Genomic DNA, 12,047 nt, shown 5'->3' on the forward strand with positions numbered 1-12,047 from the left:
TGGGGTTGATGTGAATAATGTGAAATCAGTGGTTTTTGGGTATGGTGTGATTCATGATTTCACTGCCATGGCGCCGCTCCACGCGCACGTCCGTACCGAAACGCCTCACCGCAACGGCACTCGCTGGCTCCGCTTTGACGGTTGCAGCGCTCGTCGCCACCGATGTCATTCCCGTCCCCTCGTGGGCGCTGAATGGCATCGACGTTGCCTCCCACCAGCACCCCGGTGGTGCAGCAATCGACTGGACTGCCGTGAAGCAGTCCGGCCAGTCCTTCGTCTTCGTCAAGGCGACCGAGGGCACGTCCTACACCAACCCGGCGTTCACCACGGACTCCGCAAAGGCTCAGCAAGCCGGCCTGGTTCCGGGTAGCTACCACTACGCCCGCCCGGGCAGCGGCAACCCGCGCGCCGAGGCTCGCCATTACGCCAGCGTTCTGGCCACCGGCGTGCAGCCCTCGCTGCCCCCGGTTCTGGACCTGGAGGAGCACGAGGGCCTGAACCCGACCCAGCTGCAGAATTGGGTCCGCGAGTGGATCGACGAGATTAAGGTCCAGACTGGCCGCGATCCGATCATCTACACCTACTACAGCTTCTGGATCCAGCGGATGGCCAATACCACTGAGTTCTCCGAGTACCCGCTGTGGCTGGCCTACTACCGCGACACTTTGCCGGATAAGATCCCGGGCGGTTGGGACCACGTCACCTTCTGGCAGTACTCCGGCTCCGGCCGCGTTAATGGTGTGCAGACCCAGGTGGACCTGAACAAGTACTACGGTGACGACGCTGCCCTGAACGCCCTGGCATCCGGCATGCCTGCGGATACCGCCGCAGGCCAGGCTTCCGAGGCGATGGACCCGATGCGTCCCGCCGTTGAAGGCGAAGCTGAGATCGCCAACAAGATTGAGCACGCCACCGGCGTGAACGTCCCGTTGGCCTCTGACTTTATGATGCAGTTGCTGGGCGTTATCGGCGGCCGTGTATCCCCGGAGGTTCTGCTAACCCAGGGGCAGAAGCAGCTGCAGGGCATGGATCCGGCACAGGTCGCAGGATCTGCTGGCGGACCGGATCAGGGCGCCCAGGCAACTGGTTCCGTGAAGGCGGCCCAGGAGGTTCTGACCGCCTACACCGCACTGTCCGGAGCGCTGAAGGAGTTCAACTCCGGTGGAAACAAGCTGCCGGTCGAGGCCATCCTGAGGCTGGTTCAGGGCTACACGCCGGGCGCTGGCGCCCAGGGCGGCACGGTGAACATCGGCCAGATCCTGAGCCTGCTGCAGCAGTTCGGTGGCATCTCCAACTGGAACGCTAAGCTGGAGAACGGCGAGGTCCAGCCTGACGCTAATGCCTTTGCTGAGCTGGCGGATGCCGCCAAGTCCGCGAACCCGGATGGCACCGCTCCGGCGGACGCTGCCGCCGCGCCGGCCGCTGACCAGGCTCCGGCCGCTCCGGTTCCGCCGGCAGCCCCGGCTCCCGCTACTAACTAAGCACATGGTGCCGCTGCTGGCACCGCAGCCTTGCAGCTAACTGAGCGCATTCAATCTGCGCGTTAGCGAGCTAGCGAGCAAACAGCTACAAGCAATGAAGCGTCGCCCTAACCGGGCGGCGCTTTTTGCATCCCTATCCCGCACTTGCGTTCCTACCCTGCTTTTGCATCCCTGTCTCGGTCGTGCATGCTCCACGGTCATCCATCCCTGTCTTGGCGAGCTAGAGCTGGGGAATGTCCCAAATCTTCCACTCTGTTTTTATAGCTATCTATTTCCGCAGGTCAGGGCTTCGCAGTTTTTTGCTGCAAAGGAGCTACTCCTCGAAGGTGGAAGATTTGGGACATCGTCCCTCTAGCGCAGGGTTCCTAGGGGGGCATGCATAAGTGCCAGAGCATGAAGGGGGACCAAGGCATGAAAAAGGCGGAGTGGATTTTCACCACCCCGCTCAGCCTTGTCCAGGGGCCAGCCGCCCCGAACCTAGTCCGAGAACTTCATCGGCCCGTTGTACCAGAGCCCAGAGCGCTTATCCGTCTCCGTATCCAGCTTCACCGGCTTCGGCTTATCGCCGTTCGCATTCGGGAACGGGGTCAGCTTATCCAGCACACCCCAGTCTCGCTGCCAGTCGTCCTGCAGGTAGGTCGGTATCTCCTCGGCCTGCGAGGTCATCTGCACCAGCCCGTAGGAGCCACCACCGGAGTAGTCCATCACCGGCGTGTGGTTGCTGCGGACGTCGTGGTCCGGCGAAATGCGGAACTCTGCTGCCTCGGCCACGCCCGCCCAGTGGTCGTACGGCTTCTGGCACGGGAACTGGAAAGCGATGGTCCAGTCCAGCAGCGTCGGCGCTTCGGAGCCCACGTAGTCGTTCAGTGACTCCATCTCTGGCACGCGCGGCGGTGTAATGGCAATCCACTGTGTGGGCGTCAGGTTCGGATCGTTCGCCACAATGCGTACCGAGTCCGCGTCCTCCGGAACTTCGTCCATCGGGATGCGCAGGTTACGCCACTCGGGCGCGTAGCCCGGATCCAGCGGAATCTGCTCGCCGAGCACCTCAAAGTCCTCAGCCTTCTTGGAACCACCGGACTTGCCGAACTGAACCTTGATCTCCTGGCCGTACTTGAAGACGCCGTCCATGTCGAAGTGTCCGACCTGCCCGGCCACGCTGAACACTAGCAGCGGCAGACCCTCGCGGTCCTCCGGCAGGCTGTACCAGCTGGTCGTGGTGTTCGCGGGTGTCTGCAGGCCCTCGGTGTACGAGCCGACCACTGGCACCTTGTTCGCGTCGATTCCGAACGGCAGCACGGCATAGGATCCGTTCACGCCCTTGGTGGCCTTCAGGCCGCCGGTGGTGCCGGATGCGTCGCCGCCGTCGTTGCCGTCATTGCTGCTCGTCTCTCCCTCGGACTTGTTCGTTGTCCTATCCTGTGACGCCGCATTCTGCGTGTCTCCCTGGTCAGAGGAAGCGTTCGTGTCGTCGGAGCCGGAATCCTCGCTACGGAACTGGTCGGAAGAGCCCACCGTGGCCTGGGAGTTGCCGGTGGACTTGGAGTCGATCTTGGCGGGGATGTTGTTCGGCTCGAAGCCGCGCCCCCCGCCGCTGGTCAGGGATTCCTTCAGGGAGCTGCCGTCGGCAGGCTGGAGGAAGGAGTCGTTGGTGTTGGTCTCCACCAGAACATCCGCAGCCTGGTTACAGGTCTGGCCCGTGAGAGCCATCACGTTGCCCTTGCCCACGGAGTAGGCGGGCCACTGGCTGACCATGCCCTTCGTCAGGGAGGCCAGGGTGAACACGACCGTGAAGGCCGTCAGCACGGCGATTGGCGCGGCCGTCAGGCCGCGGAACTGATGGAGCTTCTTAGTCTCGGCCCGCTCAAGATCTGCCACTTCCGATTCGGTGGTGGCACGGGCGCGTTTGGCGTCCGCAAGAAAGCCGACGATCACACCCCAGAAAAGAACCACGACAGATACAGCAAGCATCACGGTGCTAGCGGTGATACCAGAGAGCTGCACCGGCTTATCCCACCACGGCACACCGTAGGAGGACAGGTACCACCAACCGTTCGGGCCGGCGAGGGTGAAGGCGAACAGCATCAGGGTAGAGCCCAGGAACAGCAGTTGGTTGCGCCTGGTCTGCAGTGCGAAGCGCGAGGCGGCAACGGATGCTAGGGCCGTCAGCGCAGCACCGATACCCGCGAACACGCCGAAGTGGTGGGTCCACTTGGTGGGCGTGAACGTCATGAAGAACAGCGTGCCCAGAATGATCAGCAACAGGCGAGTGGACGGAGCCTTAGCAGTACCGGTGATGCGCCCGTTGCGCAGCATGGCAGCCACGACGATGCCAATGCAGAAGAACAGCATGACCATGGTGAAGCGGCGCGGGAAGCTGCCGTCGACGGTCTGCTCCATGAGGGCTTCGTAGCGACGGAACTCCTCGAACCACTGCATAGACGGGCCGATTTCTCCACGCAGCTTGATGGCCTCGGCGACGGTGCGCAGCGTCTGGTCTGCGAACACAGCCGTGAGGATCGCGGTGCCGGCGGCCAGGAACGGCGCGATCTGCGCCAGGATGGCCGCAATGACCGTCTTCTTCGGGGCACCCTTCGGCGCGCCCAACAGAGGCAGGCGGCGGGTGAGAATGCGGATCAGCGCGCCCAGGGAGGCCAGCAGGGCGGAGACGGCCATCAGGCCAGTCGGGCCCGCTCCCAGCGCCAGGGTGGCGATGATCGTGCCGACCGCGGCGGGCAGCAGGCGGTGGGTGGCGATGGCGCGTTCGAAGGAGACCCAAGCCAGCAGGGAGAGCACGGCGATGATCGGCTCCGGGCGCGTGCCGTTGTTGAAGGTCATCCAGAACAGCAGGAACGTTGCCGCCATGGTCCAGTGGGCGACTTGGCGCTGGTTGATCTTGGCGCCGAGGCGTGGCATGACCTCACGGGAAAGGAACAGCCACGTGACAATGCCCGCGATCAGAGAGGGCAGGCGCATCCAGATGGATGCGGAGGTGACCTGCGTCATCAGTGCCAGCAGGTCGTAGAACGGCGATCCGAAGGGGGATTCCGGTACGCCGAACCAGCGGTAGTAGTTGGCCATGTAGCCGGACTCGTGGGAGACCTTGGCCATGGTCAGCAAGTAGCCGTCATCCGAGGTGTTGGCACCGACAAAGTACCAGGCCAGCAGGATGAAGCCGACTACGCCGTCGAGAGGTCGGGGCTTCCACCAGTCGCGGTGGAACAGGCGGCGGGACGTAGTTCGCTTGTCGAGGATATCGATGCGGTACAGACAGTACAGGGCAATCGCGGTGGCGATGATGCCCACGAAGATGGCCAGGTACTTGATGGCCGACGGGGAAGAGGTGAAGCGCGAATCGACGGTGACGTGTGCCTGGAAGCCCGCGTCGATCGTGCTGTTGGAGTTCTTCTCCGTGTTCTTGATATCCGTGTAGATGCCGGTGAGAGCGGGGCGAACGTCGGCATCGATGGTGGAATCCAACGCGTAGTCCAGGTGCTTGTCTGCGTCCGGAACCCAGGCGCGGGTGGATTCGTAGTCGGAGGTGATGCGCAGCTGCGCGTCGTCCGGCAGCTTCCGCAGAGCGTCCTTATTAATGGACAGCGGGACGACGTTGCGCACGACCACGTCGAGGCTGTCGTCGGTGGAGCGGACGAACATGCCGCGCAGGGTGGCCTCTGTGGATTCTGGCGGGAGGGTGGACAGAATGTTTGTCGCACCGCTTTCCAGGTTGCGAACTTCCTGGATGGGAACCGTGATGTCTACGTCTTGGGGGACGTAGGAGATCAGGGGCGCCTGGACGGATGTGAGGTCATCGTCCTGAGGCCAGTTGAAAGAGGACTGTACCTGGTTTACAGGCAGGAAAGGCAAAGAAAGGAACATCACCATGCCGATGAGGCCGGAGATGATGGACGCTAACTTTAGTTTCCCTGTTGGCTGCTGAACTTTAGACACAACAGGTAATTGTAGGCCACGGTCGGGCTAACACAGAACTCAATTAGCCTATTCGCCGGGATTTCTGTTAATTCCTGTTACTTAGAGAGTCTTTTGTGACGCCACCTACAGTGTGCGCGGCGCCAGGGACCTGCTGGTGTGCGCAGCTCCGCTACCTAGCGTTGGATTGCTCAGCGCTGGGTGACTCAGCGCTGGCGCACCGCGATGACAAACGGCCCGACCTGGTGCAGATCCCAGCCTTCGGAGAACGCAGAGGCATCGAAGTGGATCGCGCGGAACCGTACATTCGGCTGGCTGGGGTAGATGTCATCTGCTACCAAGTAGGTAAATGTGCTGTCAGCGTCGTCGGCGCCGTCGCTGCTGCTATCGGTTGAATCCAACTGCCCGCGCATGAGTAGCGCGTCGGGTGCCTTCCACCCATATTCCTTTTCTGCGTTGTCCATCGCAGCCAGCAGGTCCTTGGGTTCCGCGATCTTGCTCCAGCCCTCGATCTCCTCGTTGCGGCGAGCGAAGTCACCCAACGGGTTGGCATAGTGCGAGGTAAAGGCCTGGTAGGCGTGGTACGGGTAGTAGGCCAAGAAGCTCTTCTCGTCCGTGAGCAGCACCTTTCCGGACCGGCCACCGAGCTCCTCGGAGAGGACCTCGTCTACCTGTGAATAGTACACGGCGGAATCGCCCGGAAGCTTGTCCGCGCGTTTTCCTTCGCCGTCAGTGTCGGTGTAGGCCGTGTCGATGTGGTTTTCGTGCTCGTGGGGGATCTGCGTCGCATAGTGAATGCCACATACGGCCATCACGATAGCCATCACGCGACTGATTAGTACGCCATTCACAGGCTTGCGGCCCGCTGCCGCCGTGAACTGCGGAACATACACCAGTCGCCAATCGGCGATGGCTAGCACGCCCGAAACGGCGAGGATAATGCTGATTGGCACAGCCATGCGGAAGCCCAGCAGCGTGGTGCCGAAGACCGTCATCAGTAGCGACAGGATCACCCATGCGTAGCAGACAAGTAGGCCGAGCGTCAGAGCGCGGACGTCGCCGTCTTTGCGCCGGAATACCATCCAGATCAGCGCAATGATGGAGAGGACGCCTATCGCCGCGGACTCGAAGAACGGGGTGGGCACCTGTGTGGCAACTTCCGGCAGGTAGTGCTGTGCGGTGCTGGTGGAGCCATGGGGCTGGGTGACTAGGCTCCACAGGTACGGCGCCCAGCCCAGCAGGGCAATGGCGATGGAGCCTGCGCCGATTGCCACCAGCCGGATCAGCGGCTTGATGCCGCGCTCCATAATCGCGCCAGCCACCGCTAGTACCACTACGGTCAGGGCGGATACGGCGGTGTACAGCGTATAGAGGTTTGCCGAAAGCCCCAGGTAGATGATGGATCCGACGAGCGCGGCGCGCCCTCCGTGGAGCGCGCGCCGGGCGAGGACGAACGCTGGCGCCATGCCCATGGCCACGATTGCCGCGTAGGGTTCGTCGCCGCCGGCCGTCAGGGTAACCGTCACGGTCACTAGTGCCAGTGCGCTGGCGATCGGCAGGGATCCGGAGATGCGCTGCCATACCGGCACCAGCATGCTGGCGGCCATGGCCATCGTGATGAGCGCCCAGGGCTGCATCGCCACCCAGCCGTCCAGGCCAAAGGTGCGGGCGAACAGTCCGCCGCTGAAGAACCACAGGCCGGGGTAGAAGGACGGCTGATCGATGTAGGCCATGTCCTCCCACCCCAGGTGGTCGGTCATGCGGGTGAGGAATTGCGTGCGAAACGCCTGGTCTACGCTGATTCCGCCGAGGTAAAGCTGGGTCGCCGCCAGCGGAATGCCCAGCGCTGCCAGCACCAGCACGGCCGGCGCTAGGTGCATGATCAACTGCAGTAGGATGGAGACCCACCCGCGCAGAGCTGGTCGCTGCGATCTTCGCGCCCCTAAGCTCTTGCCCTGCGCACCGGTGGCCTGCCCGCTGAGCATCCGGCTCGCCGGGTAGACCCACCAGTAGCAAGCCAGTCCGGTGACTACGACCAGGATGACTATTGCCGCTGTGGTCAGTCCGCGCAGCACGAAGCTATTGGTAAAAGCAGGGAAGTTCGTGTGCGCCATCAGGTACCACCCCAGGGTGGTTCCGGCGAATGCAAGCGCAGCGGTTACTACGAGGCGCACGAAAGTCTGGCGGATGGACAGCGCGTCCTTGGTGAAGGGGACCGTCCGATCAGCCTGCGTGGCGGAACTTGAGCTCATTGCTTCATTCTTGCACACGCCCCGGACAACCCCTGTCGTCCGAAGCCGTGTGCGGGTCGCGTCCGTCACGCCCCGCTCAGTCAGCGCAGCATGATTGCCCTAATCCCGGAGTGGAATCCGTCGCGCAGGCCTACGCGCTGCGTTTCGGAGAGCGTGTACTCGTGCAGAGTCTCGCAAGCAAACTGCAGCAGCGGCCGGTCGATCTCCGGAGGCAGCCCGCCGCCCGACAGCAGGTGGGCGTTGTCGCGCTGTTCCTCGTTCGCCACATTGTCGTACCACCACACCGCGTACTGCTGGCCAATGTCAGACGGGCTCTGCTCGCCCGCGGTCGCCCACACCTCGTTCGGCAGCGGCACGTAGCGGCTGCGCAGCTTGCGGTGGCGCGCCATCATGCCGGGGTTCGGGCGCGGCTTCGGCTTGGGTGCTTCTGTTTCTTGTTCTTCTGCTGTCTTATTTGGTGACGCCGTCGTGCCCGGCCCGGCCGCCGCAGCCGACGTGCTGGTCTCCGCCGGTGTGGGTTGTGCGCTGTCTGCATTCTGTGCAGTTTCGGCTGCCTCGACCGCCTCAGCTGCAGTTTCCGTGGCGGGTTGGGTTGCCGGAGTTGGGGTGACTTCTTGGTTCACGCTCGGATCGGTGGCGCCCCGGGAGGTGGCGGCAGGGCCGCTGCGCACAGGCTCCGGAATCTGAGGAGTGGTTGGAGCTTTGGGCTTGGGCGCATCCGCAGGTTTGGGTGCGTCCGCATTGCCGGCGGCGACACTCTCCTCGCCAGCGCTTTTCCCGGCGGCGGTGTCTCCGGGGGTAGAGCCCCCGGCAGCGCTTTCATCGGCAGGCCCATCCCCGGGAGCGTCGGCGGCGGTGAGTACGCACGGGCTCGAGTCCGCGGGCTCTTCCGCATCGCCCAGCGGCTTGTCCTCGGGCTGTTCGGGTTGTTCGCCAGTCGGCAGGGGGCCTTCCAGCACTTGCAAGCGCATGGTGTCGCGGAAGTCTTCGCGCGGATCCAAGATCGTGGTCGTATCGCAGGCGAAGCGCAGGGCGGAGGACATGGAATCCCAGCCGAAACCGTATAGATGCACGCGGATGCCTGCCGCGACGGCCTCTTCAACACCGGGCAGCATGTCGGCGTCACCAGAAACGAGCACGATGTCGGATACCTGGCGCTTCATCGCGGCGATAACGATGTCGGCGACGAGGCGCGTATCCACTGCCTTTTGGGTGCGGCGGTCGCCCCATTCGATCAGTTGACCGGCGCGTAGCTGCACGCCCGGCTCGCTGCGCAGGGAGCGCTGGTAGCGGTGGGGGCCGGAATCGGGGATGCCGTCGTACCAAAATTGCCGGTGAACGGGCTGTTTCAGCTGGTCCTGGATCATCTGGCCGAGGACTGCCACGACCTCCGGAAGGTCTATCTCTAACTGGGCGCGAGCCCCGGTGTCCCAGGAGTTATAAAAGCTTGCTAGCAGGTAAGACGTGTCGACATAGACCTGTGTGCGTTCCAACATTGTTCATTGCTCTTTTCGTTTCGTTCGTAACTAGTTCTTTTGGGTTCTTTCCCTCTAGCATGCCCGAAAACTTTGTTGTATGGTTATTTGCACAAGTAACTAACCAACTAACTAGGTGTGTTGAGAGTGCACTGAGGTACAGAGCGCACTGGGAACTTGTTAAGCAGCCCGCGGAAGGAGGTGCCCCATGAATGAATCGTCGACTCCGCTTTTTCAGCAGGTCGCAGACCTCATCGCGGACGCGATCGTGGATGGATCGCTTACTGAGGGCGAACGCGCGCCATCGACTAACGAACTCGCAGAATTTCACAGCATCAACCCCGCAACCGCCAGAAAAGGGTTGGCGCTACTTGTCGATCAGGGCGTGTTGGCCAAGAGACGTGGCGTGGGAATGTTCGTTGAACACGGCGCCCGCGAGCGAATCCTGGCCTTGCGTAAGGAGGCCTTCGCGGCCAGTTATTTGGTTCCCCTCGTCGACGAGGCCGCCAAGTTGGGCATGAATCGCAAACAGCTGAAAACCCTCATGGACAAAGTCGCAGAAAGTCGAGGACTCTACGAATGAACGTCACACAATCTTCCGTCGTAGCCTCAGGCGCCGCTCCCGACATTGAACTGCGCGACGTCAGGCGCAAGCTCGGCGCCACTCACGCCCTTGATAGCGCGACGGCGCACCTGCCAGGTGGCCGCGTCTATGGCCTGATCGGCCGCAACGGTGCAGGTAAGACGACTCTGTTGCGCACAATTTCCGGACAACTGCGCGCCCAGGGCGAAGTCCTTATTGGCGGTCAGCCGGTGTACGACAACACGGAAGTGCTGAACAGCTTGATACTGTCTGGCCCTGATGTGCCTTGGCCCGCGGATATTAAGGTCAAGCAGTTACTCAGTGTGGTCGCCGCCCGCTGGGAGACTTGGGATCAGCGCTATGCGGGCCAACTCTGCGAAGACTTCGAGGTCGATACGCGCAAACCGCTGTCTAAGCTCTCGCGCGGGCAAAAGTCCCTGGTCTCGATTGTTATTGGTCTGGCTGCCCAGTGTCCCGTCACCCTCCTCGACGAGCCCTACCTGGGCCTTGACGTGCAGAATCGCGAGCTGTTCTACAAGCATCTCTTGCAGGACGTGGAACGCAACCCGCGCACATTCATCATCTCGACCCACCACGTCGAAGACGCCGCCCGCATCCTCGACTCCGTCGTCCTCCTCGACAAGGGCCGCATTACGGGAGTCGGCACCCTCGACGCGATTACCGAACGCATCGCGATCCTCTCTGGTTCCGCCGCGGGAGTCGACGCCGCGCTCGGGGAGGTTGGGGCTGTGGGTTCTGTTCTTAATGACGCCACGTCCTCCGGCCTACGCCGGGTAGTCCTTGATACTCACGGGCTGGGGACCGATAGCGTGCAGGATCTCGCCACCCGTATTGAAGGCAGCGGAGTGCGCGTAACCAGCGCGGACCTGGAGAAGGCGGTGCTAGCGCTGACCGGAAGGGAGTTCTAGCCTTGGTGACCACCTATCGACCTCTGCCTTGGGGAACGCACTGGAAATTGGCCATGCGCCAGCTGCTTCCTAAAGCTGGGAACCTTGGTTTTAGCACCGTGTTCGTTCTGATGATCCTCTTCTTTGCCGTGGGTGGGGAGGAAATCAACGGGTTCAAGCTGGGGATATACCTACTGTTTGGCCTCTCGCTGGGGCTGCAGCCGATCACCACAGTGTGGGACAAAGCTCAGCTTCGAGCGCTGGGGATGAGCGTGGCGGATATGCGCCGAAACCTCCTGATAGTCATGCCAATTGCATCAGCAGTCGTCTGTGGAGCGATGCTTTTGGGCTACGTCCTTGCGCTAATTCTCAGTTGGCACATCCCGGCATTCTGGGTTGTCTTAGGATTCGTCTTCCTCGTGCATGTGGCCAGCATCATCAGGGCTCTGGCACGTGTCGGGGATAATAGCGAGGTCATCAAGGCCGCCAACAGGAACTCTAGCGATTCTGAAAAAGACGAGCTTGGCAAAGCGGATAAGGCCGCGTTGGTTGGATTGTTAAATACGGAGACGAGGTGGCGTCAACAAGAAAAGAAGGGCAACAACCCCACGGCGCTCAACTACCTTGCAGCCTGGCGGATCGACGGCTTCATGGCTTGGATGCACCTGGCTGGACTCATCGCGATAGTCGTCGGTGTGATCGGTTGGTTCGCCTCAGGGCTAACGGCTAGTGGGGCGATGTGGCTGTACCCGGCCGCGATGATTCTGCTGGTGGCTGCCTACTACCTCGGTGAGACGCTGAACTCGAGCTTGCGCAATTGGCTGGTGCTCTCCGGCGATCGCCGCAGCTGGTACGCAACGGCTATGGGGCGGCTTGCTTTGTGGATGCCGGGAGTGGGGCTGCTGGTGCTGATCGGAACGGCGGAGTTCGCGCTATTTAGTGCACTGTTCCCGGGGGGCGGCGATCTAGAACTGCACGTAAGCGGGAAGGGTCTGCTGATGACCCTGCTCGTTGCAGCGACAGTGGCAATGGCCTTTGGCTCGGTGGTAATCGTGAGCTTTTGGGTGAGCAACCGCTTCAGCGGATGGATGAGGTGGGTGGCCAGCCTGCTGGCCATCATGCTGATGTCTGCCGCGATGGCGGTGATCATCGTCTCGGTTCAAGAAATTGATGAGGCTGGAATCGACCTATTGGGGCCTGTTGGTGCAATCCTTGGAGCAGTGGGTGTGGTGACAGTGCTCGTATTCGCTGCGCTGCGATGGGGGATCGGGCGTTTCGATACGGCCCATGAATCAATCCAGGAGAATCTGGGTCTAGGATCTGATGCCTAGAACACTCTGCGGAAATGCCTTGTGGCCTGCGGGTTTGTGTTTGGTGTGGGGTGTGTGTACATTAATCCAAGTCAGCGCGACACGGCG

The 12,047-nt window shown here is 62.0% G+C and carries 7 protein-coding genes; 4 read left to right on the forward strand and 3 right to left on the reverse strand.

All coding sequences use genetic code 11. The features are described from left to right. Nucleotides 1-53: 53 nt before the first annotated feature. Nucleotides 54-1,481, forward strand: coding sequence for a glycoside hydrolase family 25 protein (locus QKE30_RS09085; protein ID WP_347934640.1), 1,428 nt, complete (start codon nucleotides 54-56; stop codon nucleotides 1,479-1,481). A 477-nt stretch (nucleotides 1,482-1,958) separates the two neighbouring features. Here QKE30_RS09085 and QKE30_RS09090 read toward each other — a convergent pair whose 3' ends face one another. The 3 genes from QKE30_RS09090 to QKE30_RS09100 form a co-directional block, all read right to left on the reverse strand. Beyond that, nucleotides 1,959-5,432 carry an arabinosyltransferase domain-containing protein gene (locus QKE30_RS09090; protein WP_239202393.1) on the reverse strand — a complete coding sequence of 1,158 codons (3,474 nt, stop codon included), beginning with the start codon at nucleotides 5,430-5,432 and terminating at the stop codon, nucleotides 1,959-1,961. Nucleotides 5,433-5,617: 185 nt separating this feature from the next. Next, a complete protein-coding gene (locus tag QKE30_RS09095) occupies nucleotides 5,618-7,663 on the reverse strand; it encodes a galactan 5-O-arabinofuranosyltransferase (RefSeq protein WP_239202395.1) in 2,046 nt (681 codons plus the stop codon). Nucleotides 7,664-7,743: 80 nt separating this feature from the next. Next, nucleotides 7,744-9,159: an NYN domain-containing protein gene (locus QKE30_RS09100; protein WP_347934641.1), complete on the reverse strand. Its 1,416-nt coding sequence runs from the start codon at nucleotides 9,157-9,159 to the stop codon at nucleotides 7,744-7,746. Between the two features lie 187 nt (nucleotides 9,160-9,346). On the opposite strand from QKE30_RS09100, the gene QKE30_RS09105 reads away from it, so the two are divergent. From QKE30_RS09105 to QKE30_RS09115, 3 genes are read left to right on the forward strand one after another with little or no spacing between them, the layout of a single operon-like run. After that, nucleotides 9,347-9,721 (forward strand): GntR family transcriptional regulator, encoded by a 375-nt coding sequence (locus QKE30_RS09105; protein WP_239202407.1) that lies wholly within the window; start codon nucleotides 9,347-9,349, stop codon nucleotides 9,719-9,721. After that, on the forward strand, nucleotides 9,718-10,650 hold the full coding sequence (locus QKE30_RS09110) for an ABC transporter ATP-binding protein (RefSeq protein ID WP_239202409.1): 933 nt from the start codon (nucleotides 9,718-9,720) through the stop codon (nucleotides 10,648-10,650). Before QKE30_RS09105 ends, QKE30_RS09110 begins: the two co-directional genes overlap by 4 nt. Nucleotides 10,651-10,655: 5 nt before the next feature. Continuing rightward, the gene (locus QKE30_RS09115) at nucleotides 10,656-11,960 is read left to right on the forward strand and encodes an ABC transporter permease (protein ID WP_239202419.1); all 1,305 of its coding nucleotides are present in this window, start codon (nucleotides 10,656-10,658) and stop codon (nucleotides 11,958-11,960) included. Nucleotides 11,961-12,047 lie beyond the last annotated feature (87 nt).

The sequence above is a fragment of the Corynebacterium sp. c24Ua_83 genome (genome assembly GCF_039907245.1).
Lineage (GTDB): Bacteria > Actinomycetota > Actinomycetes > Mycobacteriales > Mycobacteriaceae > Corynebacterium.

What these genes read in the sequence shown, in the direction of transcription:
- QKE30_RS09085 (WP_347934640.1), top strand. Translation starts at nt 54, where the DNA reads ATGATTTCACTGCCATGGCGCCGCTCCACGCGCACGTCCGTACCGAAA.
- QKE30_RS09095 (WP_239202395.1), bottom strand. Translation starts at nt 7,663, where the DNA reads ATGAGCTCAAGTTCCGCCACGCAGGCTGATCGGACGGTCCCCTTCACC.
- QKE30_RS09100 (WP_347934641.1), bottom strand. Translation starts at nt 9,159, where the DNA reads ATGTTGGAACGCACACAGGTCTATGTCGACACGTCTTACCTGCTAGCA.
- QKE30_RS09105 (WP_239202407.1), top strand. Translation starts at nt 9,347, where the DNA reads ATGAATGAATCGTCGACTCCGCTTTTTCAGCAGGTCGCAGACCTCATC.
- QKE30_RS09110 (WP_239202409.1), top strand. Translation starts at nt 9,718, where the DNA reads ATGAACGTCACACAATCTTCCGTCGTAGCCTCAGGCGCCGCTCCCGAC.